The sequence below is a fragment of the Bacillota bacterium genome (genome assembly GCA_009711825.1).
Lineage (GTDB): Bacteria > Bacillota > Proteinivoracia > UBA4975 > VEMY01 > VEMY01.
In genome coordinates, this window is sequence record VEMY01000051.1 from 1 (window position 1) to 23,071 (window position 23,071).

At 53.7% G+C, this 23,071-nt stretch carries 26 protein-coding genes, 1 pseudogene and 1 riboswitch; of the genes and pseudogenes, 13 read left to right on the top strand and 14 right to left on the bottom strand.

From position 1 onward, the window contains the following. Nucleotides 1-23: 23 nt before the first annotated feature. Nucleotides 24-266 (bottom strand): hypothetical protein, encoded by a 243-nt coding sequence (locus FH749_13730; protein MTI96512.1) that lies wholly within the window; start codon nucleotides 264-266, stop codon nucleotides 24-26. Between the two features lie 158 nt (nucleotides 267-424). Beyond that, nucleotides 425-1,090 (bottom strand): ComF family protein, encoded by a 666-nt coding sequence (locus FH749_13735; protein MTI96513.1) that lies wholly within the window; start codon nucleotides 1,088-1,090, stop codon nucleotides 425-427. 219 nt (nucleotides 1,091-1,309) lie between these two features. Here FH749_13735 and FH749_13740 point away from each other — a divergent pair, with 219 nt between their 5' ends. From FH749_13740 to FH749_13750, 3 genes are all read left to right on the top strand, one after another. Further along, nucleotides 1,310-2,602, top strand: a complete 1,293-nt coding sequence (locus tag FH749_13740; protein MTI96514.1) for an MFS transporter — start codon at nucleotides 1,310-1,312, stop codon at nucleotides 2,600-2,602. A gap of 54 nt (nucleotides 2,603-2,656) precedes the next feature. Further along, nucleotides 2,657-3,058, top strand: coding sequence for a hypothetical protein (locus FH749_13745; protein MTI96515.1), 402 nt, complete (start codon nucleotides 2,657-2,659; stop codon nucleotides 3,056-3,058). A gap of 130 nt (nucleotides 3,059-3,188) precedes the next feature. Continuing rightward, nucleotides 3,189-3,803, top strand: a complete 615-nt coding sequence (locus FH749_13750; GenBank protein ID MTI96516.1) for a hypothetical protein — start codon at nucleotides 3,189-3,191, stop codon at nucleotides 3,801-3,803. A gap of 147 nt (nucleotides 3,804-3,950) precedes the next feature. Here FH749_13750 and FH749_13755 read toward each other — a convergent pair whose 3' ends face one another. The 7 genes from FH749_13755 to FH749_13785 form a co-directional block, all read right to left on the bottom strand. After that, nucleotides 3,951-4,784 carry a polysaccharide deacetylase family protein gene (locus tag FH749_13755; protein MTI96517.1) on the bottom strand — a complete coding sequence of 278 codons (834 nt, stop codon included), beginning with the start codon at nucleotides 4,782-4,784 and terminating at the stop codon, nucleotides 3,951-3,953. 46 nt (nucleotides 4,785-4,830) lie between these two features. Then, entirely contained in the window at nucleotides 4,831-5,334 is a 504-nt protein-coding gene (locus FH749_13760; protein ID MTI96518.1) for a hypothetical protein, read from the bottom strand. Nucleotides 5,335-5,532: 198 nt separating this feature from the next. After that, nucleotides 5,533-5,748, bottom strand: a complete 216-nt coding sequence (locus tag FH749_13765) for a DUF2922 domain-containing protein (GenBank protein ID MTI96519.1) — start codon at nucleotides 5,746-5,748, stop codon at nucleotides 5,533-5,535. A 33-nt stretch (nucleotides 5,749-5,781) separates the two neighbouring features. Further along, the gene (locus FH749_13770) at nucleotides 5,782-6,009 is read right to left on the bottom strand and encodes a DUF1659 domain-containing protein (GenBank protein MTI96520.1); all 228 of its coding nucleotides are present in this window, start codon (nucleotides 6,007-6,009) and stop codon (nucleotides 5,782-5,784) included. 32 nt (nucleotides 6,010-6,041) lie between these two features. Then, complete coding sequence (locus FH749_13775) at nucleotides 6,042-6,563, bottom strand: sigma-70 family RNA polymerase sigma factor (protein MTI96521.1); 522 nt, start codon at nucleotides 6,561-6,563, stop codon at nucleotides 6,042-6,044. 133 nt (nucleotides 6,564-6,696) lie between these two features. Further along, complete coding sequence (locus tag FH749_13780) at nucleotides 6,697-7,164, bottom strand: hypothetical protein (protein MTI96522.1); 468 nt, start codon at nucleotides 7,162-7,164, stop codon at nucleotides 6,697-6,699. Nucleotides 7,165-7,264: 100 nt separating this feature from the next. After that, nucleotides 7,265-8,455, bottom strand: a complete 1,191-nt coding sequence (locus FH749_13785) for a methionine adenosyltransferase (protein MTI96523.1) — start codon at nucleotides 8,453-8,455, stop codon at nucleotides 7,265-7,267. Between the two features lie 69 nt (nucleotides 8,456-8,524). Then, a riboswitch (SAM riboswitch) is annotated at nucleotides 8,525-8,610 on the bottom strand. 196 nt (nucleotides 8,611-8,806) lie between these two features. On the opposite strand from FH749_13785, the gene FH749_13790 reads away from it, so the two are divergent. From FH749_13790 to FH749_13825, 8 genes are all read left to right on the top strand, one after another. Beyond that, a complete protein-coding gene (locus FH749_13790) occupies nucleotides 8,807-10,567 on the top strand; it encodes a hypothetical protein (GenBank protein MTI96524.1) in 1,761 nt (586 codons plus the stop codon). A 200-nt stretch (nucleotides 10,568-10,767) separates the two neighbouring features. Continuing rightward, nucleotides 10,768-11,721, top strand: coding sequence for an ROK family protein (locus FH749_13795; protein ID MTI96525.1), 954 nt, complete (start codon nucleotides 10,768-10,770; stop codon nucleotides 11,719-11,721). 6 nt (nucleotides 11,722-11,727) lie between these two features. Continuing rightward, nucleotides 11,728-12,801 (top strand): bifunctional phosphoglucose/phosphomannose isomerase, encoded by a 1,074-nt coding sequence (locus tag FH749_13800; protein ID MTI96526.1) that lies wholly within the window; start codon nucleotides 11,728-11,730, stop codon nucleotides 12,799-12,801. A 45-nt stretch (nucleotides 12,802-12,846) separates the two neighbouring features. After that, complete coding sequence (locus FH749_13805; GenBank protein ID MTI96527.1) at nucleotides 12,847-14,844, top strand: alpha-galactosidase; 1,998 nt, start codon at nucleotides 12,847-12,849, stop codon at nucleotides 14,842-14,844. Nucleotides 14,845-14,857: 13 nt separating this feature from the next. After that, the gene (locus FH749_13810; GenBank protein MTI96528.1) at nucleotides 14,858-15,172 is read left to right on the top strand and encodes a hypothetical protein; all 315 of its coding nucleotides are present in this window, start codon (nucleotides 14,858-14,860) and stop codon (nucleotides 15,170-15,172) included. After that, nucleotides 15,130-15,474: an MFS transporter gene (locus FH749_13815; protein MTI96529.1), complete on the top strand. Its 345-nt coding sequence runs from the start codon at nucleotides 15,130-15,132 to the stop codon at nucleotides 15,472-15,474. Before FH749_13810 ends, FH749_13815 begins: the two co-directional genes overlap by 43 nt. 291 nt (nucleotides 15,475-15,765) lie before the next feature. Next, complete coding sequence (locus FH749_13820; protein ID MTI96530.1) at nucleotides 15,766-16,998, top strand: Zn-dependent hydrolase; 1,233 nt, start codon at nucleotides 15,766-15,768, stop codon at nucleotides 16,996-16,998. Nucleotides 16,999-17,104: 106 nt separating this feature from the next. Next, nucleotides 17,105-18,286, top strand: coding sequence for a carboxylate--amine ligase (locus FH749_13825; protein ID MTI96531.1), 1,182 nt, complete (start codon nucleotides 17,105-17,107; stop codon nucleotides 18,284-18,286). Between the two features lie 68 nt (nucleotides 18,287-18,354). On the opposite strand, the gene FH749_13830 is transcribed toward FH749_13825, so the two are convergent. Beyond that, entirely contained in the window at nucleotides 18,355-18,849 is a 495-nt protein-coding gene (locus FH749_13830) for a rubrerythrin family protein (GenBank protein ID MTI96532.1), read from the bottom strand. On the opposite strand from FH749_13830, the gene FH749_13835 reads away from it, so the two are divergent. Continuing rightward, entirely contained in the window at nucleotides 18,694-19,629 is a 936-nt protein-coding gene (locus FH749_13835) for a Crp/Fnr family transcriptional regulator (GenBank protein ID MTI96533.1), read from the top strand. The two genes, FH749_13830 and FH749_13835, sit on opposite strands and share 156 nt — an antisense overlap. Before the next feature lie 37 nt (nucleotides 19,630-19,666). Here FH749_13835 and FH749_13840 read toward each other — a convergent pair whose 3' ends face one another. The 4 genes and pseudogenes from FH749_13840 to FH749_13855 all read right to left on the bottom strand — a co-directional run bounded on the left by FH749_13840 (nucleotide 19,667) and on the right by FH749_13855 (nucleotide 21,856). Further along, a complete protein-coding gene (locus tag FH749_13840) occupies nucleotides 19,667-20,011 on the bottom strand; it encodes a type II toxin-antitoxin system PemK/MazF family toxin (GenBank protein ID MTI96534.1) in 345 nt (114 codons plus the stop codon). Then, nucleotides 20,008-20,248 (bottom strand): annotated as a pseudogene (locus FH749_13845) (AbrB/MazE/SpoVT family DNA-binding domain-containing protein). Before FH749_13845 ends, FH749_13840 begins: the two are co-directional and overlap by 4 nt. Before the next feature lie 211 nt (nucleotides 20,249-20,459). Continuing rightward, a complete protein-coding gene (locus tag FH749_13850; protein MTI96535.1) occupies nucleotides 20,460-21,008 on the bottom strand; it encodes a hypothetical protein in 549 nt (182 codons plus the stop codon). Nucleotides 21,009-21,535: 527 nt separating this feature from the next. Continuing rightward, nucleotides 21,536-21,856, bottom strand: a complete 321-nt coding sequence (locus tag FH749_13855; GenBank protein ID MTI96536.1) for a hypothetical protein — start codon at nucleotides 21,854-21,856, stop codon at nucleotides 21,536-21,538. A 435-nt stretch (nucleotides 21,857-22,291) separates the two neighbouring features. On the opposite strand from FH749_13855, the gene FH749_13860 reads away from it, so the two are divergent. Then, the gene (locus FH749_13860) at nucleotides 22,292-22,876 is read left to right on the top strand and encodes a hypothetical protein (protein MTI96537.1); all 585 of its coding nucleotides are present in this window, start codon (nucleotides 22,292-22,294) and stop codon (nucleotides 22,874-22,876) included. Nucleotides 22,877-23,071: the final 195 nt, after the last annotated feature.

The following is a 23,071-nucleotide window of genomic DNA, read 5'->3' on the forward strand; positions in this document are numbered from 1 at the left end:
GGATAAACAGAAACTTCCTCCAGTTAGTGCGCGGCGATTTCAGAAACCGATAGACGGTATCTTTGGCTACGGCTTGGGTACTCGATAACAGGCGAAGAAATGGTTTGCCAGTAAAGGCCAGAGAGAATAAACACATCACTGCTGGGAATACCTTTTTCTTTGCGTCCATTAGATTGAGTCAGAATGGTTGTGATGCGGGCTTCTTTCAGAAAAGCTGAAATTGAAGACTGGACAGTGTTTTCATCAAGCAGATTATTTGGTAACATGGTAGTGCAAGAACACCCTTTCGCTGGTTGTTGGGGTTTTGGCACTTCCATTTTACCAGCAAGGGGTGTTTTTGTACACCTTTGAGGCCAATAAAGTCAGGGGTTTACGGGTGTTTTACACCTGCGAAACTTGAGTTCTTAATAAATAAAAGGACAAGTCAATTTCCCAAAACCAATACCGAAACCGACTTCACACCGGCAGCCAAAAGCTTATCTGTGCACGCTGCCGCGGTGCCACCGGTGGTGAAGACATCGTCGATTAGCCATACATCCTTATTTTTCAAGACTTCGCCGCCTGTATAGCGAATAAATTTTTCCAATCCGCGCAAGCGATCGTCCCGTCCCATTTCTACCTGGGGCCGGCGCCCGGGAAGCCGCTTAAAAACTTGCAAAAAATTGGCAGCACTAAATTCGGCGATCTTTTTCGCCACAAGCTCAACCGCATCAAAGCGGCGCCAATCTCTGCCTGCCCCCGGCGCCGGTACTACCGCATCAGGCAAAGCCAGTTCCAAGCTCCGGGCCAGGGCGAAGAGCTCCCCGGCCATATCAAGCGCTGTCTCCCGGTCCCGGCCCGCCTTCACCGCCAGCACTGCCTGACGCCAGGGCCCCTTATAGGCAGCCAGGGCCAAAACCGACTGGTAACGATGCTCCAGGGGCACACAACGATGAGGGGTAGAGCTGCGCCCACAGCGATAGCAACCCCGCCCGCCATGAAATTGCACGGCTTCCAGGCATCCGGAACATAAACCAAGCCGGCTGCGCTTACCCTGGCCACAGGCCAGGCAAAGGGGTGGAAACAAAGCGTCCAATAACGGCCTGAACATAGCAACCTCCCAAAAAAACCAGGGTGCGTGTCCGCCCTGGTTGATACTACTATTTTCTTCATTTATACTCCTTTTCCTGCCCAAACCCTGCCTTTTCTTGATCCCTACAGATCCGTCATCACACCTAAATCTAAAGTTTTTTAAATTATGGCTTGTAAATATGAATTTTAGGTGATATATTTACCCTAGACTTGAGCTTTTGGAAGTCACATATTAAATATGTTAAGGGAGTGGCCCTGGATGGCAACGAAATTATTTAACCGCAATTTTACTCTACTCTGGCTGGGACAGTCTGTCTCCCAGTTGGGAAATGGCGCCGGGTTTATCGCCGTTATGTGGTGGATTCAGACCACCACCGGCTCTGCAATGGCCCTGGGAACCCTGGCGATGATTCAGTCTCTGATTGGCGTCGGCCTCGGTCCCTTTGCCGGAACTTTGGTCGATCGCGCCAACCGCAAACATATAATTGTACTCAGCGACCTGGTCCGGGGCCTGCTCAGTTTGCTGCTGGCCTGGCTGGTCTTTACTGACGGCCTTACCCTGCCCGCGCTCTTCCTGGTGAAAGGTATTACCGCCGTCTGCGCCCACTTCTTTTATCCGGCTATCGGCGCTTCCATCCCCCTGTTGGTTCCCGATAAGGAACTGGAGCGGGCAAACTCCCTGAATCAAATCACCATCAACCTGGTGAATATAATCGGATTTGGCGCCGGCGGCATTTTGGTGGCCCTGACCGGCGTGCCCGCCCTGCTCCTAATCAACGGCCTTGCCTTTATTGTCTCGGCCATCTCAGAAATGTTCATCCATATTCCAACTGTGAATAAGACCAAACCCGTAGGCGGGGCCAGGGCTTTCCTGGGTGAGATTGTCACCGGCATCCAGTATATCCGGGGCAACCAGGTTCTGTTCAAAATTCTTCAGGTGGCGATGATTCTCAACTTTTTCTTTGCCCCCTACTTTGTCCTCCTGCCCCTCTTTGTCAGCGATCACCTGGGCGCCGGCAGCGATGTCTACGGTTACCTGCTCAGCGCTCAGATGCTGGGTGCGCTGACGGCCACTTTGATCATCTCCCTGAGCCAGGTTGTCAAGCGCAACCTTTGGCTGGTGAAATGGGGCTTAGTGATACAGGCGGCGACAATGCTGGTCTTGCCCTTCCTGCCCCGGGAGCTTTGGCTCATTCACACCGGACTCTTCGCAGTAGGCGGCCTCTTCAACGCCTTTGTCAATATCTTCTTTGGCGCCCTGGTTCAACGCACTTCCGACCCCAAACATCTGGGCAAAGTCTTCGGGGTCATGAGCACCATGACCGGCGGCCTTCAGCCCCTTTCCCAGGGCTTATCGGGAGCACTGGCCGACTTCATCAAAGTGCCTGTAATTTACACAGTCTGCAGCATCGCCAACGGCGCCAGCGGTGTGATGTTTACTCAGATCCGTGGCATCGACCGCTTCCTTGCGGGGGAGAAACAACCCCAAGAGCAACCTGTGGCCGCCAAAACTGCCACTGCCAATGCTTGACACACTCTAAGTCAAGTATGCACCCTGCCCCAATCAACCATATGGAGGGATATCATGAACCTGGAATTGTTCTTGCTTTCCATCCTGCTTTTTCACCAGACCATAGGCATAATCGGCCTCAGGGGCTATGTGGACAGACCGGAGCTCATCAGCCCCGATACCATCGGCTATGCATTATTTGTCACCTTGTTTGTGCTCTATACTATTGGTCTGCCCGCGAGCCGCCTGATACTGACACTGTTGCTCGGCCTGGTCTTGGTTGGGTTCTGGCATTTCCATTGGAAGCTGTATCTTTTCGGGGCCAGCGAGAAAAAGATCACCGGCTACAACCGGTACTTTAGCGGCACCCACCGGATTCTACCGGCGTCAGAAGCCCGGGTAGTTCCTGACACTTACCATATCGTTCATACCCTCATAATCGCCGTTAACCTTATAGTCCTGACAGTAACTAGTTAGCCAGAAAATGCCCAGGAAACCTCCGTCCCCCGGTGGGCAAACTTTTTAGCGTAAATCACCCTTTTGGGTGATTTACTCGTTTCTGGCCCGATGAGATGATGGATATGTCTAAGATGAAGGGGGGATTTACTTGACAGTTCATGATCAGTCCACCGCTGAACGGAAGACAGTGGCCAGAGATGGTTTTTCCGCAACAATAGACCTTCCCGATTTTGCCATCGCCCAAGCTAAGTCCCAAAAAATAACGCGCATAATTATGGTTGCCCTGATCCTGATTATTTGGCTTGTGTTCTTGGGCTTGGCTGCCTTCGGTAACATGGAGTTTTCCACCAGCGCAATTCAGGCTACATTCGTATCTGCAGTACTCCTGATACTCTATGCTTTTACCAGCGTCAAACAAAAGCGCGACAAAACCTGGACGGGAACGATTGTCGACAAAAAGATTGTTATGAAACGCCGCCGTAACCATGACAGCGACCACAGTTATATCCAAACCGAGAAGCATCATGTTCTCTTCATCCGGAGAGACGACACCCTCAAAACTGTGGAATGGGACTTGGCAAATCGGGAGGATTTATACAACTTCTATGAAGTTAGTGACCGGATCAAACATCATGCCCGCTTTATGTTTAATGAAAAACAAGATAAGTCCCGGGACTCCCAAACCCTCTGCATAAATTGTGGCCGGTTCAGCGAGCGCGGCCAGGAAAAGTGCCGTTTTTGTAAACTTCCTCTCCTCCAATAAAAGACCGGGCTAACGCCCGGCCTCTTTCTATCCATGCAGTTCCTCTGTAGAAACGAAATGTCGAATCTTGCCGAAACTTGCCCATTTAAGCTCCGTCCCCCGATGGGCAGAAACTGGCGCAATCAACCTCCGTCCCCCGATGGGCAACTAGCGGATGTAGTCGGAGAGCAGGACGAACTCGTAGCCCCAGCTGCGCACTTCGTCGATGAACCGGGGCAGCACCCGCAGGGTCACTTCCGGATTGTCGTGGAAGAGCACAATGCTGCCGGGCTTTAGGCCTTTCAGCGCCCGCTCAAGCACAATCTCTTCATCGTCAAATTCCCAGTCTCGACTGTCCACATCCCAGAGCAGTATATGATAACCCAGCTCCCGGCTGATTTCATCTACCTGCTCATCCCGGGAACCATAGGGCGGGCGGAAGAAGGGCCGGACGTTGATTCCCAAATCCAGCAGCACATCTGTGCATCTGGCAATCTCCCGCTCCACCGCTCGGGCAGACAGCTCAGTCAGCCTGGGATGGGACCAGGAGTGATTGGCGACATCATGACCCGCGGCGACAATTGCCCGGGCCAGGCCAGGGTTTGCAGCTGCCTGCTTGCCCAACAGAAAAAAGGTGGCCGGCACTTTCTTTTCTTCCAGGATCGCCAACAGCTCCCTGGTCCGTGCTCCTGGACCGTCATCGATGGTCAAGGCGACCACCGAATTGGCTGTCGGCATCCGCCGGTAGACATTTGCCGTTGTCAGCGGTCTTCGCCGGGGAGGAACAGCCGTGCGGGACGCCGGCTCGGCAAGCCGGGCAACTGGCTGCACAACACCGGGCGGCGTCTTCGGCTCTGGAAGCTGCACCGGCAGCTGCGACCGCTCCGGCGGCATCTCCTGCGGCATCTCCGGCGGCGGCACTCCCGCCGTGCCTGAAATCACAATTGTAAGCAGCAAATTAGCCACCAAATAGGTAATGTTAATCCAGGTGTTTTTGTCCATGATATGTTCTCCCCCCTGCCCTAATCTATGTCGGGCAGGGAGAAAATTAGAACTGCTCAAGCAACGCCCGCAACAGTTCCAGCTTGTGCTTTAGCTCCCTGTCCCGGTCCGTATATCCCAATTTGGTGAGAACCAATTCTGCCTGTTGCATCCGGGCGCGCACCGAGACCAACCCCTGATAACAGGGTAGCTGCCCTGCCTGCAGCTGGATTATACAGCCGTCATCGGCGGGAAGAATGCCCACGACCTGGGCAAAGTTTACATACCCCAGCCGGGGAACAGCCGGCGCCAGAGCCAAGGGCACCAATACCAAATCTGGCGCCAGGGGCAGAGGCGTGTAATTGCGGCAATAAAGTATGGACCGGCAGCGTTGACGCAACGCCGCGATGTCCACGGCAAAATGACGCGCCAGCGCAATTACAAGCGAGCGCACCTGCCTGGGGTCCGGGAGGATACGGCCATCGGCAAGATAGAGCTTGCTGCAGTCGGAGCCGCTGGGCGCAATCGCGGCCAGGGCATGGACAACCGTCGCCAAGGCAACTTTTTGCATCTATAACTCCCTCCCAATACCCAGTGTATGCCCTCCCGTCACCACCGGGTCAGGGCACCTCACCCGGTGCCCATCCGGGGACGGAGGTTGACCTGCCCACTTGGGGACGGAGGTTGATTGAGCCAGTTTCTGCCCAGATAACCTCCGTCCCCCGATGGGCAGACCACAAAAAAATAGGGGGCATTTTCGCCCCCCAGTCTAGAACTCCAGGACCGGTTCTACTTCCCTGAGCACTGTCTGCGCCCGCACCTTTGCCACCAAACCGCCGCCGTTACTGGTAATTACGTCGGCGGCCAGCAATTCGTCCATCGCCTCCTCAACCGCGGCCGGGTCTATCGGCTCCAGCGGTTCGGGAATCGAAATCGTTACCCGGCCGCCGGCATTGTTGAGAAACACCAACTGCAGTGTCCGCATCCATACACCTCCTCTCTTTGTAAATCAAATCTCTTACTCGCTGGCAATCAGCTCGTAATTATCCACCCGGCGCACCTCGCTGACCGGAAATACTTGCAGTCCGGTGATTGCATCCACCGCTGTCATCAGATCAGCATCTTCGCTTTCGGGGTTGACCCTTGCCAGCGCCCGCAAGCGGTAAACCGGGTCGCCATGCTCATCTTCGCCCACCTGGTAACGCACCTGCAGCCGGGATTCCAAAGCAAATCTTTGTACAGGCATTGTTTCACCTCCCCTCACCCATATAGGTGCATTTAACCCTCTGTTTTTACTACCCCCGTGGCCAATGCCCGCAAGCCCCGTTGCTTATGGGTGTGGACTGTGCTCACTGCCAAGTCCAGTCGGCGTGCAATCTCGGCAAGGCTAAGCTCATGCCAAAAGTACAGATACAGAACCTGGCGCTGCCGGGTAGTAAGCATCTCCAGCAGAGAAGCGTCCTGTGGCAGCTCTTCCACCCGCGCAGAGCGCTCCCGTAACTCCAGCCACTCCCCGCCCAGCGGGTCCCGGCGGTGACGGCGCAGCAATCGCTTCAGGGCAGTCCACACCTGGCGCCGGAAAAAGGCCGCCTTGGGCACATTCCGGGAAGGATCCCAATCACGTTCCGCCTCCACTAAGGCAAGCCAGGCCTCCTGCTCCAAATCCTCCCGCTCCAGCCCCTGACCCTGAAACCGGCGGGCAAAGGCAGATACCAACGGGCGAAAGTCTAGAAGATTGTCCAAACTCAACACCTCAAACCAATACTCCCCGGGGTACCCCCAGCATACCGCCGCGGAGATTCAGGGGCAAAAGCGCCAGTGACGCCGGAGCGCATTAGTTTTTTGGGTCGGAGAACAAAAAAAGCCATCCTTTTACGCGGGAGGACAGCGAATTTTCTAGGACGGATAGAAAAAACCGGCCTTTGGCCGGCATTTAGCAGGACTCCTGACGAAGCGGAACCTCTTCCGTTTTCAGTTTAATATTGTTTTTGTCCATCAGGTGTCTGATCCCCTTTATAGCCTGCCGGGAGGATATTTTGCGCATATCCAAAACCAATACCTGCCCGAACCGGGCAATCAGCTGTGCAAGTTCCTCCTCATGGCAGGCGCGGAAGCGGAGGAAACTGAAATCCCGCGCCAGCCGGCGCATAATTTCCGGAGTCTGGTCCTGCGATCCCAGGTCTACCACAATCACGCTGTTGGGGGTGAAATAGCGGTTGGAGAAAAAGCAGTCCAGAGCCAGCTGGCGAAACAAGCCTTCAACTACATTCTCGTTGTCCTTAACCAGAAACAATAAGCCGACCTGGGGAGGGACGTAACGGAAGGAGAGAAGCCAGCGCCAAATTCCGATTGCCAACTTTAGGATGCCGTATACAGCCAACAGCCAAAATACCGTTTCCATACCTCCACCTCCGCATTAATATATATGCAGCGAGCTAAACAAATGTACTTGTGGATTCTGGAAGAAACAAAAAACCCCTGCCATAGACAGGGGCAGGGGATTATAGTCCGGCGTCTTGGCGCAGGGCCGGCGCCTTGTCGGTGCGCTCCCAGGGCACATCCAGGTCGATGCGACCCATATGCCCATACGCGGCCAAACCCTTGTAAATCGGGCGTCGCAAATCCAGTTCGCGAATAATCGCGCTGGGTCGAAGATCAAAGTGCTTGCGGATCAGGGCCTCAATCTGGGCCTCATCAATCTGGGCGGCGCCGAAGGTTTCCACCGAGATTGAAACCGGCTGGGCGACGCCGATGGCGTAGGCCAGCTGCACCTCACATTTTTCTGCCAAGCCGGCGGCGACAACATTTTTCGCCACATAGCGTGCGGCATAGGCGCCGGAGCGGTCCACCTTTGTCGGATCCTTGCCCGAGAAGGCGCCACCGCCATGCCGGGAATAACCGCCATATGTATCAACAATAATCTTTCGCCCAGTAAGGCCGGAATCACCTTGGGGGCCACCGATTACGAAGCGCCCGGTGGGATTGATGAAGTAGCGGGTGCGTTCATCCAGGAGCTCAGCCGGCACCGACTTTTTGACAACCTCTTCCAGAACATCGTCCCTGATTTGCTCCAGCGTCGCCTCAGGCTTGTGCTGAGTAGAAACGACAACCGCGTCCACCCGCCTAGGTTTGCCATCGACATATTCCACGGTCACCTGGGTTTTGCCATCGGGGCGCAGGTAGGGGAGAATCCGCTTTTTCCGCACCTCTGCCAAACGGCGGGCCATGGCATGGGCCAAGGACACCGGCATTGGCATCAATTCCGGGGTTTCATTGCAGGCAAAGCCAAACATCATTCCCTGGTCGCCGGCGCCGGTCGCATCTTCCGCCTTTTCTTCACCTTCCCGCGCCTCTAGGGCTGTATCGACGCCAAGGGCGATATCCGGGGATTGTTCATCTATGGCGGTCAGCACCGCGCAGGTATCGCCGTCAAAGCCATATTTCGCCCGGGTATAGCCGATATCCAGGATTGTTTCCCGCACCAGCGCCGAAATGTCGATATAACATTTGGTTGAAATCTCGCCGGTGACCAACACTAGTCCGGTGGTGACCAATGTCTCCGCGGCCACTCGAGCCTCGGGATCTTTAGCGAGAATCGCATCGAGAATCGCGTCGGAAATCTGATCCGCCACCTTATCCGGGTGACCCTCGGTTACAGACTCGGAAGTAAATAAAAATCTGCGTTCAGCCATAATAACACCTCCATATATATATTGTCTCAACTGGAAACAAAAAACCCTTTCACTTGAAAGGGCCGCAACCCCTCATCTACGGGAATTGGCACCGTGCCTCGCTGGCCGGTTGCCGGGTTTCAAAGGGCCCGTCCCTCCACCACTCTTGATAAGAGAATATCCAGTTGTTGAAAGTTTACTGCTTTCCAGGCGATTTGTCAAACACAACGTGCCCAATTTACGGGTCAATAATATTATGTGGAATTTAGCAGGGCAGGGGGTGGTCAAGATCACTTAACGATTCAAAATATATTGTCCATGATGCAGAGTATCTACACGACACGACACCAAAATTTATTAGGAGGTTTTATCATGCGAAAGTCTTTGGCTCTGGCCCTTGCATGCATGCTGGTCTTTGGTCTAATGAACTTTGCCCAAGCAGAGGCCAACGATTATGAACTCTCGGCCGCGTTGACAGAGGAAGGTCTCGAAGTCAGTCTAACCAACAACACCCAGGAACCAATAACCGTCACCGGTGTGGAGATGGCAGCCAGGGTGGAGCTTGAGAGTCAAGATCCCCTTTCCTGGGGAAGAAACGTCCTGGACGAAAGCGATGAGCTGCTAGGCGGTGAGGAGGAGCTGGTCATCGAACCAGGAGCTACTGAATTAATCGCTCTAATTGCCCCCGGACTCCCTGACACCTGGCGTCCCAACAACGCCGCAGACCACACCCTGGCCCTGAAAACTTGGGTGAGAATTGACGATATATTCCACAACTTAGGGGAAGTAAAAATTGACCTGGAACCGGAACCATTGGGACTGGAACTTGTCCTTGGTTCAAATTCCCCCACCCAGCACATCGATGTTGAAGATGTGGTACTGACGCTAACCAACAATACCGGCGCCTCAATAACCATCAGCGGCCCCGTCGTAGTTCAAGGCATTGACCACTGGAGCCTGGAAGAGGGCAGGGAAAGGGTTCGCCTCGGATTGACTGCGGGAGATACGATGACAATCCCCGCCGGTGAAACAGAAAATATTGCTGTCCTTGAGCCAGGTAGAGATATCAGCTGGCGAAACTTTTGGAGTCCCCAGCTGCAGAACCTCCACGCCTGGATAAATGTAGATGGTGAAGGGCTTTGGTGGGATGAAATAACCCATGTCATCGCAGGTGAGACTTCTGACACAGGGCTTACCGGTGGGGCAAAATTTACCGCCGACAATCTGGACGGAACTGCGACTCTGACTGTTAACGTTGAAGAAGCTACATTCAGTTCAGGCGTAGTCTGGAATGAAAGTGCAGGCAATTGGGAAGAAGCTCACAGCATGGTAATTATCGGTCCCGTCACCGGCATGAGCAAAGAAGACTTCGCGATCCTGAAACCTATAAAGGATGGGGTTGAATTTGGCGAGGTGCTCAGCGTTAGGGAGACAAGCACCCCTGGCACATACGAACTAGTGATTGGTGGCTTTAAAGACGGAGAGCATGATATCTACGTAGAATTGCGGGCGGACGGCGAGTTTATGGGTGTTGCCCAGGCCACCGATGAAGAAGAAGGTCCTGTCTTCACGGTGGAAATATCCTCCACCAAGCCGATTCCCTCAACTCTGAACCCGGAGAGTGGCAAATACGAGGCCAAGCTTGAGTTCCCGGTGGCCAATATCAGTTTCAGCTCTGACAGCCAGCTGACAGCCGAGCTGAGCCTACGCCGCAAGGGGTCTTCCCTCAACCCGGCGCCTGCGGGCGCAGAGCCTGCTGGCATCTTCATGGACATCAATGTCGTCGCTGGTGACTTGGGCGACAGTGAAATCACCCTGGAAGTCAAGTACAGCCTTGATGACATCCCCGTGGGCATGAACGAAAACAACCTTCGACTCTTCCGTTTTAACGAAGACAAAGGGGAATGGGAAGAGCTGCCCGATCAGGAAGTGGATACCGATGCCAAGGTAATCCGTGTGCATCTACAGGGCTTCAGTGAGTTTGGCGTCTTTGAAGTAGAGCAAATTAGCGAAGAAGTACCCCCCACTGAAGAACTGCCTGCAACCGGCGCTCCTGTGCAGACGCTGTTCTACCTGGGAATGCTCCTACTGCTTGGCGGCATTGCCTTGACCGCCCGTAAACAATTTGCTTAAGTGAAGATCTTGCAGCAGCTCGGAAACGGGCTGCTGCTTTTCTGCCCAGAACTTGCCTCCAGGACAGTTCCGAACTTGCCCGCCATTGCCGCAAAAGGCAGGATTTCCCTGTGCAGTCCCGAATAAACAAATTATAAGTTGTGGAAGACACTAGACAGTACAAGATAGGGTCCCGAAAGGGCCCCAGAGGGGGGATAAAAATGTCTAACGCCATTGTCGGCATCGATTTGGGTGGCACTAACGCCCAGGGGGCAGCGCTGGTGAACGGAAAACTCTCGGAAAGCAAAGCGATTCCCACGCGGGCGCGTCAGGGACCGGAGGCAATTATGGATGACCTCGCTGACCTGGCCCATGAACTTGCCGCAGGCGCACCACTGGCTGCCGTCGGCCTGGGCGTGCCGGGACTGCTGGATTTGGAGCGGGGAGTGTGCGTCTTTTCCGGCAACCTTAACTGGAGGGAATTCCCCATCGTGGAGAAACTGGAACAGCGCCTGGGGGCGTCGGTGTTCATCGACAATGATGTGCGGGTGGCGGCCTTGGGCGAACTCAGCCAGGGCAAAGCCCAGGGCTGCCGAGATTTCATATACCTGACGGTGGGCACCGGCATCGGCTCCGGCATCTTTATTGACGGGCGTCTGCTCCGGGGCCCCCGCTGGTCCGCCGGCGAAGTCGGACACATGGTTCTAAATCCCCACGGGCCGGACTGCACCTGCGGCAGTCGCGGCTGCCTGGAAGCGCTAGCCGCAGCGCCGGCGATTGCCCGGGATGGGCGCAAAGCCGCCGCCCGGTATCCTGAGAGCCTGCTCAATGAAATGTCTGCCGGCGACCCCAATCGCATCGATGCCGCCCTGGTCTCCCGGGCCACAGACGCAGGCGATGCCATCGCTAGGCAGGTATTCGCCGAAGCCATGGACTGGCTGGGCATCGGCATTGCCAACCTGGTGAACATATTTAATCCGGAGCTGGTAGTAATTGGCGGCGGCGTCTCCCTGGCCGGTGAAAAACTATTAACGCCCGTCGGCGCCAAGATTGAGCAATATTCAATGCCCGTCCAAAAACAGAACGTGCGTCTGGAACTCTCGGCTCTGGCCGACAAAGCCGGCGTTTACGGCGCCCTAGAATTGGCCACCCGCCAAACGACTGACAAGGAGTGAACCCAATTGACAATTCTCGATAATCCCGCCCGGCTGCGGGAACTGGACTCGATGGACTCTATAAAAACCACGGAAAACTACCACCTACAATTTACCGAGGGCCTAGACCTGGCCACCAAGTTTACATTGCCGGCAGCTTACCGGCGCCCCTGGCAGCAGATTCTTATCCTGGGCACCGGCGGCGGTTCTTCAATCGCCGGCGCCCTCTTAAACAGTCTCTTCATTGACCACCTTAAACAACCGGTTATCGTCAATCAGGGCTATAACGCACCCGCTTTTGTGAACGAGGACACTTTAGTGATCGCCCTTTCCCACTCGGGCAATACCGAGGAAATTCTCTCCGCCCTGGGCCAGGCCTGCCACCTGGGGGGCAAACCGCTGGCAATCACAGCCGGCGGCGCCCTGGCCGATATTTGCCAGGCAGAGAGTTTTCCCCACCTGATTGTCCCCCGGGACATCGGCCATCCGCGCCGGAACCTGGGCTATATCGTTGTACCCCTGGTACTGGCCCTGGCGCAACTGGGCCTGGTGCCGGATATCAGCGCCGATATCCGGGAAACAATCACCGCCATGGAGTCCTGGGGCCAGCAATGGGGCGCCAACACTCCCCTGGCAGACAATCAGGCCAAACAGCTGGCCCAAGCCATCAAGGGTCACATCCCACTGGTCTACGGCTCCAGCGATCACCTGGGGGCCGTGGCTTGGCGCTGGAAGAACCAGTTTGGCGAAAACAGCAAGCTGATGGCCTTTTACAACCTGATTCCCCACCTGCATCATGATGAAGCCGTGGGCTGGGACATGGAACCACAGCTCCTGAACAAGTTAATGCTGATAATGCTCCGAGATAATATCCTGGACTCGCCCAAGGTTCAGAAACGCAAGCAGATTAGCGCCGAAATGCTCAGCACACGCATGGGGGGAGTCCGGGAGGTCTGGGCCCAGGGCGAGTCCCGCTTTGCCCGACTCTTTTCCCTTATCCACCTGGGAGACTTCGTCAGCCTTTATGCCGCCCTGATTCGGGAGATTGACCCTACCCCGGTGGAGATCATCAACCTGTTTAAGGAGAAAATGGGGCAGTAATTCTGTAAGATTATAGTCCAAAATCAGGCACAGGGAGGGATAAGCTTGAAAATTTCCGACGCCCAGTTAAGCATCTGCCTGGGCAACCGGGAGGAGTGTTACAACTTCACAGGACCTCAGTTTAGCAACCGCATGTTCTCAATCACCCACAGTCAGGGACAACTCCAGAACGGCCGCCTTGTCTCCCTCCAGTTGGAGGCCCAGAAACCCTTGCGCCTGACCAGCTTCTCAATGACATTGGAACCGGACATCGATCCCGCGGCTCGGATGCTGGTCAACGGCTACCAAACCTGGACCCAGACCCGGGAAGTGACTGGCAATCAGCGTCTGGGGCGACTATTCTTTCCTGCGCGGCCGCTGCTGGCGCCCTATGGCGATTACCATTTTGTCAAGCCCCGGGGCCGGGGGCGCTTTCACTCCTGGTCCTGGGTCGGTTTCAATAATGAAGGGAACTGGCTGCTGGTGGGTTCCTGTGATGAAAGTGCCGGGTTTACGAAATTCACTTATGACTACCATACCCGTAAACTGATGATCTCCTGCGACTGCCAGGGTCTCCGCAGCCAAGGGGCGACCCTGCTCAAGCTCTACATAGGCCGCGGTGAAGAACAGACAATCTGGGACGAGTACAGCAGCCTGCTGCCTCCGGCCCACCGCCGGCTCAACCCAAAAACCATCGGCTGGACAAGCTGGTATAATTACTACACAAAAATCGACCAGGGCATAATCCGCCAGAATCTGCGTGCCCTGTCCGAGAGCGGCCTGCCCCTGGATGTGTTTCAGATTGATGATGGCTGGCAACAGAAAATTGGCGACTGGCTCCACGTCAACCACAAATTCCCCGCGGGCATGGACACCTTGGCCCGGGAAATTCGGGCCACCGGGCTGCGGCCCGGCCTCTGGCTGGCGCCATTTATCTGTGAAAAGAACTCGGAACTGTGGAAGAAGAATTACGACTGGGTCCTCAAAGACCGCCAGGGACGCCCGGTGCGGGCAGGCTGGAACCCCGGCTGGTCAGGCTGGTTTTATGCCCTGGACTTCTATGCGCCCGGTTTTCAAACCTGGCTCCGGGAAGTTTTCCGCACCGTGTTCAAAGACTGGGGTTACCAGCTGGTCAAATTGGACTTCCTTTATGCCGTCTCCCTTCACCCCCATCACAACAAAAGTCGGGGGCAGATAATGTGCGAAGCCATGGACTTCCTGGACAATATCTGCGGTGAAAACAAGATTCTCGCCTGCGGGGTGCCCCTGGGCGCGGCGGCCGGCAAGGTCGATTACTGTCGCATCGGCAGTGATGTCGCTCCCTATTGGGAAGACAAATTTCTCGCCTCCATTAACTACCGGGAGCGTGTGTCTACCGTAAACTCTTTGCTCAGCACCTTGCACCGGCAAATGCTGGATCGGCGCTTTTTCCGCAACGATCCCGATGTCTTTATCCTCCGGGACGGTAAACTTGCAATAAACGAGAACAAGCTCACCCCGGATCAACGCTATACTTTATTCCTGGTCAACAACCTACTGGGCGGGCTGGTGTTTTTCTCCGAAGACATCACCAGCTACACTCCGGAGCAGCGAGAACTGCTCAGCGAAATGTTCCCGGCTCTGGAAACGACCGTTACCCGGTTCGAAAACAGCAATAATCTCTACACAGTCCACTTCCAGGCAGGCGAGGACCAGTATATTGCCCTGGTCAATCTTAACGACAGCGCCGAATCCATCACCCTGCCAGAGGGGGCATGGTTTCACCCCGAATACTTTGTCTGCCGGCAAAAAATTAAACTGCGTCCCCATCAGTCTATCTGTCTGCGGCGGCTAGCGCCCCACCCGGACCGCCCCTGGCTGCTGGGCAGCTCCGGCCACCTCTGGCCCGGGGCCCAAGTGAAGCCGTTGGAGCCGACAGTGGATGGTTGGCGTCTGGAACTTGTAGCCCATGCCGCGCCCCATACCCGGGTCTGGCTAGGCACCGCCGATTCCCAGCCGGTAATTATCAATGGCGAGGAATATACCCCCGCCACCCGTGACGGCTATAATTACATTATTGTCTGAGGAGGCAAAAGCTATGGAAGCAAGCGCGACTCCAGCCCGCATGAGCATGCGGGATAAAGTCACCCTGCTGATTCTCGTGCTGATGTCAGTCTTTCTCTTTGCCGACCAAAACCATCTTCGGCGTTGGCGCCACCATTGGCGGTATCGCCGGCGCTTGGCTGGGACAGATTCTCTACCGCAAAGATCCGCGGAAGTTGCCCCTGCTCTGCGGCGCGGCAGTGCTCATCGGCATCGTCCCCACCTTGATTATGCTCAACCTCACCTGGCCCACCGACCCCTGTCCATATCATCCTGCCGGTGCTCTTCGGTCTGGTGGCCGGCGCCCTGATCTCGGTGGCCGGGCCGAATATCAAGGCGATTCTCCTCAATGTCAATGCCCCGGAGCACCGGGGGACGGTCTTTGCCCTCCACAACCTCTTTGACGGCATCGGCCGCGGCGTCGGCATCCTCATCGGCGGCTTCATGATCGCCGCCTTGGGCTATCCCTTCACCATCTACTTTTCCGCCCTGATGTGGATCCCCTGCGGACTGCTCTACCTAGCAATTTACTGGACAATCAACAAAGACCTCAACTACCTAGATAACTACCTGAACAATAAAAAGGCCGAACTCAGCGAGCGCTCGGCCTAGAACCAAATTGCCGCCAGCAGGCGGCCTTTTTTTGCCCAGGCTGTTCCGCTTGTTACCTATTTCATAAGCCAGGCCTGGCATGATAAAGTCTTTTTCCCGACTCTGGTAAATACCGGAGCTGAGCTATCGATTGCTCGTGAAACCTTTAACCGTTTAGGGCAAAAAAGGATTCGTGCCGGCGAAGAGAGAAGTAGTTATTTCACCATAAATTATAACCGGTGCCAGCTTAGGTACGGGACAAGTGTAACCAATCCTGCATACCTGATCGCACCGACAACAGGAGGTCCGCAATTGCTAGCGATTGATCGTATTCGCCAGGACATCGAAGCCCTCAGCAAATTCAATTCCACACCAGAGCAAGGCTGCACAAGGTTCAGCTACAGTCGGGAAGATTGGCAAGCCAGAGATTATCTGCTCCGCCAATTTGAACAATTAAACCTGAGTGTCACCACCGACGGAGTCGGCAATATCCGGGCACGACGCAACGGGATCAAGCCGGAACTCCCACCAGTATTGATTGGCTCCCATATAGATACCGTCCACCATGGTGGCAAATTTGACGGCGTGCTGGGGGTGGTGTCTGGTCTGGAGGCGCTGCGGGTTATATGCGCTGCGAACACTAGCCATACCCACCCGATTGAGCTGGTTATCTTCGCCGAAGAGGAAGGCTCCAATTTCACTTCCCTGGCCGGCAGCAAAGCGCTAGTGGGAGCGTTGGATGTCGAAGACCTAAAGCGACTGGTCAATTCCCAGGGTGTTTCAATGTATCAAGCAGCAAAGGATTTTGGACTCGACCCAGACTCGATGCACCGGCATGTAATCAGTCCAGGTGCGGTTAAAGCGATGCTGGAGTTGCATATCGAACAATCGGTGGTATTGGAAACCGAGGGCATTCCAGTGGGTATAGTCGAAAATGTCGCCGGCGGTAGATGGCTGGGAGTCACCCTCAAGGGCGTGGCGAACCACGCCGGAGCTACCCCGATGCCGTACCGCAAAGACCCCATGGCCGGGGCGGCAGAGATTATCAGTCAGGTCGGCACTATCGTGGCCGCCCAGGGCACGGATACAACCGTTGCAACTGTCGGCAAAATTGAGTGTTCTCCCAACGCGCCCAACGTCATCCCCGGAGAGGTGTTCTTCACCTTCGATGTCCGGGACATTAACACTGCCGGTATGGAAAATGTCTGCTCCGCCCTGATTAGAACGGTCAAGACAGTGGCCGAATCCAATGGTCTCAGGGCAGAAATCCAAGTTATGGGCGAAACCCTACCTGTCCGCCTCTCGCCCTTTGTCAGCAGCGAACTGGAAGCGGCCGCTACCGGGCTGGGCTTGCAACACAAACGGATGAACAGCGGCGCTTTGCACGACGCCTGCATTATGGCCGGCGTCACCGATGTGGGAATGATCTTTGTCCCCAGCGTCGGCGGCCGCAGCCATGCCCCCGAAGAGGATACCCGCTACCAAGATATAGAGGCAGGCGCCAAGCTGTTGCTGGCTGCCCTGCTCCGCCTGGCGGCAGCATAGCCCACGAGGTGCCCAACCCGGGCGCCTTTTTTATCCAGGCGAACCTTATGTTGCACACAACCCCGGGATAATAATATAATAGATTTAATCTACGGGGGGTGTATTTTTGACAGAAAAAGCAGTTGTTCTTGGCGCCAATTACTATATCGGACTCTCGGTCATCCGCTGCCTGGGACGCCAAGGGGTGCACGTGACCGCCGTCGATTACCGTCCCCGCCGGGCCTATGCATTTTCCTCCCGCTACTGCCGGGAAAAGCTGGTGGCCCCCGACTACAAGACTGAGCCCCGGGCGTTTGTGGACTTCCTTTTGGACTATGGGCACAGGCAGGAGCAGCCGCCGGTACTGATGCCAACCGCCGACCCCTATGCACAGCTGATCGACGCGAATCTCAATGCCTTGAAACAAGTCTACCTGATTCCAACACGACAACAAGATTACCTCAGTCAGATCATCGACAAGGCGTCCCTGCAGTCCCTCTGCCAAAAGCATGGGGTCCATATTCCCGAAGAATACGAACCCAATGATCTGGATGCTGTCGAATATCCCTGTCTGGTCAAGCCCGCCGATTCCCATGCCTTTGTCCGCGCCTTCCGGGTCAAGATGTTTATGGTCAAAGACCGGGCTGAACTAGACCGTGCTCTTGAGCGGGCGCGTGCTCATAATCTGCCGGTGGTTATCCAGCGCATTATCCCCGGTTTTGACGACCATGTCTGTACATATGATGCCTATCTGGACCAGCGGGGCAAGGTCAGCCACTGGACCACCTGCCAGAAACTGCGCCAATACCCAATTAATTTTGGCGCCTCGGTCTATACCCGGCACAAAGTCATCCCCGAACTCCACGAAATCGGCAGCAAGTTTCTCGAGGCAATCGGTTACCGCGGGTTCGCGGAAATAGAGTTCAAATATGACCCCGGACGCAAGCGCTGGTACCTAATTGAAATCAACGTCCGCTTCTCAAGTCTCAACGTGCTCCTCAACCGGGTGGGGCTAAATTTCCCCTGGATTATGTACCGCGATCTTACCGGCGAGCCTTTGCCGCCCAAGGCAATTACCGAGAGTACTAATATTCGCTTCCGCTATCTTTTGGAAGATGTCTATGCTATGCGGGATTACCTGCGCCAGGGCCAACTTAATGCCTGGCAGCTTCTAAAATCCGAATTCGCCCGCAAAGCGCCGGCGGTCTGGGACTGGGGCGACCCCCTGCCCGCCTTCACCTGGACAAAGCTTACCACCGGCAATATCACCGGCAAACTGCGCCGGCGTATAGTAAAAAACGGCGACTGAAAGTCGCCGTTTGCCGCGAAACAAAAGAGCCGCCGGGGAAGCGGCTCCAACAAGGAGGGGTGAGAGGGTTAGTCTACAAGTTTAAATGCCTTCGGTCCTGCCCCACAAATCGGGCATTTATCCACCTGCTGCAGCTCGACATTGCCGCAGACGGTGCAAAGATGAAAGCTTAATTCTTCTTGGGACTCCAAATTATCTAGTATATGTTGATAAAGACGGGCATGCACTTCCTCTGCCTTCATGGCAAACCGGAAAGAACGGGCGGCTTCCTTTTCGCCGGCTGCTTCTGCCTGGGTGACCATGTCCGGATACATGCTCTCGAACTCATACGTTTCACCAGCCACACCCTCTTTGAGGTTTTCGGCGGTGCTACCAATGCCCTTCATTGCCCGCAAATGGGAATGGGCGTGGATGGTCTCGGCCTCGGAAGCAGCCCGGAACATGCGGGCGGCGTTAATATAGCCTTCCTTCTCGGCCTTCTCGGCGAAAGCCAGGTATTTTCTGTTTGCCTGGGCTTCGCCGGCAAACGCTTCCTTCAGGTTTTGCAAAGTTTTGCTGTCCATAGTAATCACTCCTTAATAATAATCATTACTGATACCATAATACCTGACCGGCCTACGCTTGTCAACCATTTTTTACAGGGGGTAACAAAAAAAGTGCATGATTATAATTGTCAGTGTGGTAATAACTGCGCCTCCCGGGTTCCCATCTTCCAGGGCCTGAGTCCGGAGGAATTGGGTAAATTCAACGCCCTCTTGAGCACCCGGGAATACCGAAATGGCGAAATCATTTACAATGCCGGCGACGAGGCCGCCAACCTTTTGATTGTCAACACCGGCCGGGTTAAAATCTTCCGGCTGAGCGCCGATGGCCGGGAGCAGATTATCCGCATCCTTCACCCCGGCGACTTCTTCGGCGAGGCGGTTTTCTTCCACAACCAACCGCTTACCGCCTCTGCCCAGGCCCTAGAGCCGACAGTACTTTGCCAGCTGGAAAAGACCCAGGCCGAGCAGGTGCTTTTGGGTAACCCGGAGATCAGCGCAAAAATCATTGCCGCCCTCAACGAACGCCTGCTGAATGCCGAATCCCAGATCGAAAACCTGGGAACCCGTACCACCGGCCAACGGGTGGCCGGCCTGCTTCTGGATCTGGCCAATGAGCAAGGCACCGACACCATAGCTTTGCCCTTGACCCGGGACGGGCTGGCCAGCCTCACCGGCATGGCCCGGGAAAACTTTAGTCGCCGCCTTCAGGACCTGGAGGCCCAGGGCATAATCGCCGCCAAGGGACGCAAAACCATCATCATCCGCGACCGCGACCGCCTGGAAGCCTACGCAAACTAAAAAGCGCCAATCGAGGACGGTTCTCGATTGGCGCTTTTTAGTTTGTCGCTTCAACAGAGGCAATCAAAATATCGATAACTTCTGCGATGATATCCTGGGGCGCCTCTTCCAGAAAGCAGGCATTCCTTGCACGCAAGTCCAACGATTTTGCTTGCTCGCACATTATAGCACCGCTGGTCTTTGTCCGCTCATCCAAGGACACATGCAAAGGAAATCGCCGCTCACTATTAGTAATCGGACAGACAATCGCCAGATTGGTAAAATGATTAAATGTTTGATTGCTTACCACAAACGCCGGCCGTCTTCCTCTTTGTTCATGGCCAACCTGGGGGTCAAACTCCAGAAGGATGATGTCGCCCTGCTGAGGCCGGTAAGTTGTCATAACTCTTCATTCCCCATGGGTTTCCCGGTGTCCCACTCCTCGCACTGATACTCTTCTTTATACTCAGCAATTCTCTCCTCTAAGGTCTTGCGCTTTTTTAAAGGCTTAATTATAAGTGTGCCTTCACGGACTTCAATTTCTACCTTGTCATTCTCCTTGAGCTCAGCCTTCCTCCAAAATAGCCTTCGGTAACCGCAATGCCTGGCTGTTTCCCCACTTTTGGATTTTACCATACACAAACATCACCTCAACATAAGTATATCCCATGTATCTACATGGCGCAATTGCTTCTTGGGAATGCACCAATCGGGGACGGTTCTTGATTGGCGCTTAAACAAGTAACCCTGCCCGAACATTTACGGCGCAGGGGTCTTTAGTTGCCGCTTGGCAAACCCTTTCTTGTATGCAAGTTTCAGAACCGTCCCCGGGGCACGACTGGCATTAAACCCTACGGCACACGATAAACAACCTCGCCTGCACCATCAAGCGCCTCGATAACCTTTACGCCGGCTACTGCCTCCTCGCGAATTATCAGATATCCGTTGCCAGAGACTTTTTCGGAAATCTTCACGCCGTCGCTGTATTCCAAACGAATCTCCTCAATCGTTTCGTCAACAATCTCTCCATACGTTATAAGATATGACCCGTCATCACCAATTGCACCACCACTTGAGAAAGTCAGAGGTCTCGGGGCTTCCAAATCACTTTCCGCCAGCCCCCCACTACTCCCACGGATTACTGCTTTACCATCATTTTCATGAATGAAACAGTAGTCAGTATAACGAGCATTATTATAATTGTAGGAAACTACAATCACTAAATGCTCCTGCAACTGAGTAGTAGCCAACACGCTTATATCCTCTGAATGTTTATACCACTCTTTCAAAGCGGTATAAATTTCCTCCTCATCGAGAGTAACATCCGACACTTTACCGTTGCAGCCAGCCCCAGTGAATAGAAGCAATAACACAAGCATATAACAAACATTTCTTACCATTATCAACCCCCCTCACAATAGTGCTCCTTGCAACAAATAACATGGCTACCAACGGTCTAATCTACAGTACGCCACCTATTTAATGTAATTTGGTTCGCCTTTGTGAATTGCGAGGGTGTACTAGAAAAAGTCATACTAATAGTTGGAGCTGAGTTGACTGGCCAGTTAAACCCTAATGAAGATAAACTAGCATTCGTCCAAGTATGCAAGAAATCCATCTTGATGTAAATTGGTAGCTGGCTAGGAACTTTCGTCAACCAGAACCATACTTGGCCCTGATAACCAACGTACAGATTATCCTGAACTGGACGTGGTATCCATCTATCCTCAAAAGCGTAAACAATCCCCGACTTGTCAATTCTTGAGGGTCCCCCTGCGTTAGGATAGTGCGTTCCAAGTTGGTCGTAAACAGCAATATTGGCCGGGTTAGAGGCAAGTATATAGCCTGTTACTGGGTTCCAATTAGTCTGGCACATTGCAAGTGAAACACCGTCAAAAGCACCTGCGTTGCTGTCCACCAACCCTAGTCACTTCCACTTCCACCATCCCTTCACAACATACCTCTGAGACAAACGATCATAGTAGCCGTCAATACTATATAAATCAACAGATCCCGGAGAGCTTTCTGGCTCAAACCCTCGAATAATGTCCACCTTGTGAACTCCGTTCAACGCCAGCCACTCATCGACTTTCTCCGCACCCTGGCCTCCCAATGAAGCCATGTTTTCCTCGATAAATGTTCTTCTGGAATGCCACGCACTTTCGTCAGATGGACTTGATGCAAAGCTCGTATTAAAACTAACAATTATAATTAGGCTTAAACAAATAATTACTCCATATGCTTTCACTTTCTAACACCTCCAATATTAATTAATACTAATCGCTGGATTGAAGCATCGCCCAACAAATTAATACACCACCTTTTTTTTCAATATTTAAATTTTTGTGTCATTCAAATTATACCCCCCCCCCCAGTAAAAAATCAAACTAAATAGCAAGGAGTCGTCAGACATATTTCGACATTTTAAGCCAATTTGAGGACGCCTATCGAGGCCACTCGGGGACGGTTCTTTTAGAGGACAATCGGAAGTTTTGCGCCAACCAAAGCCCAGCTGTGATTTAAGGTGTCGCTGGGGTTTTTATCATCATTAAACTGTAAAACTCGGGAGGCTCCCAGTTTCATGAATAAGGATATAACATTGCTATTGCCCTGACAATTCTTGTGTTATAATTCAAATAATATTCATACTGTGGGGTATTAACTTGGGAGGGTGATTATCATAATGAAACGAAGGCTTAAGTACCTGCTTCCAGTCTTGCTGACCCTGGCATTGCTGGCTGGATGCACATCAACCTCAGCTGAAATCGAAAACACTATAAAACCTGCAGACCTGACAATCGGGGAAAGCCAAATTGCGTCAGCCTTCGCAGACACGTCCTTCATCTTTGACCTCGCCTTAAACGTTGAGACAGAAGTTAATGTAGAACTCTGGGTCGTTCATTATAGTGAGGGACTTGAAGAAAATCGAATGGGCCCGGTTGCCATTCTCAGCGAAGATGACGAGCGTGTAATGGTAGGAGTGACTGATTTACCCACCGGCGAGCAACTCTGGAAAACTAAACTGAACGGCAACGGCGGGACATTTGCCTGGCCTAAACCGGCCTCAACGGCATGGACATGGAGCGGCGCGCCAGAGCAACAAAGCATTGAATTTGGCAAACCAGTTCTGCTCGCTTGCATGGTCGGTACTAAATCCGGTGGAGTATCAATACTTCGATCTATATTTGACGGCGACGAGGCGATGATGGCCGAGACGCTAAAAAATGATGATGTTTTCCTGGTTTACCTTCAAGTCACCGAACGCTAGCCAATAGAGTAGGGTAACCATTTTCATGGCTACCCCCTCATCAAACCGCACGTGCCCTACTAAGGCATTGGATAGGTTACACTTAGTTGGACAGATTCGTTAAGGTCATATAAGCTTGATTCAAATAAAACTATAGGAGAATCAAAATGACCAAGCGAGAAAGAAGGACATTCTCACAAGAGTTTAAAGAACAAA

What these genes read in the sequence shown, in the direction of transcription:
- FH749_13770 (MTI96520.1), bottom strand. Translation starts at nt 6,009, where the DNA reads ATGCCTGTACAAAGATTTGCTTTGGAATCCCGGCTGCAGGTGCGTTAC.
- FH749_13760 (MTI96518.1), bottom strand. Translation starts at nt 5,334, where the DNA reads ATGCAAAAAGTTGCCTTGGCGACGGTTGTCCATGCCCTGGCCGCGATT.
- FH749_13790 (MTI96524.1), top strand. Translation starts at nt 8,807, where the DNA reads ATGCGAAAGTCTTTGGCTCTGGCCCTTGCATGCATGCTGGTCTTTGGT.
- FH749_13780 (MTI96522.1), bottom strand. Translation starts at nt 7,164, where the DNA reads ATGGAAACGGTATTTTGGCTGTTGGCTGTATACGGCATCCTAAAGTTG.
- FH749_13860 (MTI96537.1), top strand. Translation starts at nt 22,292, where the DNA reads ATGAAACGAAGGCTTAAGTACCTGCTTCCAGTCTTGCTGACCCTGGCA.
- FH749_13755 (MTI96517.1), bottom strand. Translation starts at nt 4,784, where the DNA reads ATGGACAAAAACACCTGGATTAACATTACCTATTTGGTGGCTAATTTG.
- FH749_13785 (MTI96523.1), bottom strand. Translation starts at nt 8,455, where the DNA reads ATGGCTGAACGCAGATTTTTATTTACTTCCGAGTCTGTAACCGAGGGT.
- FH749_13740 (MTI96514.1), top strand. Translation starts at nt 1,310, where the DNA reads ATGTTAAGGGAGTGGCCCTGGATGGCAACGAAATTATTTAACCGCAAT.
- FH749_13735 (MTI96513.1), bottom strand. Translation starts at nt 1,090, where the DNA reads ATGTTCAGGCCGTTATTGGACGCTTTGTTTCCACCCCTTTGCCTGGCC.
- FH749_13840 (MTI96534.1), bottom strand. Translation starts at nt 20,011, where the DNA reads ATGACAACTTACCGGCCTCAGCAGGGCGACATCATCCTTCTGGAGTTT.
- FH749_13830 (MTI96532.1), bottom strand. Translation starts at nt 18,849, where the DNA reads ATGGACAGCAAAACTTTGCAAAACCTGAAGGAAGCGTTTGCCGGCGAA.
- FH749_13730 (MTI96512.1), bottom strand. Translation starts at nt 266, where the DNA reads ATGTTACCAAATAATCTGCTTGATGAAAACACTGTCCAGTCTTCAATT.
- FH749_13795 (MTI96525.1), top strand. Translation starts at nt 10,768, where the DNA reads ATGTCTAACGCCATTGTCGGCATCGATTTGGGTGGCACTAACGCCCAG.
- FH749_13765 (MTI96519.1), bottom strand. Translation starts at nt 5,748, where the DNA reads ATGCGGACACTGCAGTTGGTGTTTCTCAACAATGCCGGCGGCCGGGTA.
- FH749_13810 (MTI96528.1), top strand. Translation starts at nt 14,858, where the DNA reads ATGGAAGCAAGCGCGACTCCAGCCCGCATGAGCATGCGGGATAAAGTC.
- FH749_13850 (MTI96535.1), bottom strand. Translation starts at nt 21,008, where the DNA reads ATGGTAAGAAATGTTTGTTATATGCTTGTGTTATTGCTTCTATTCACT.
- FH749_13745 (MTI96515.1), top strand. Translation starts at nt 2,657, where the DNA reads ATGAACCTGGAATTGTTCTTGCTTTCCATCCTGCTTTTTCACCAGACC.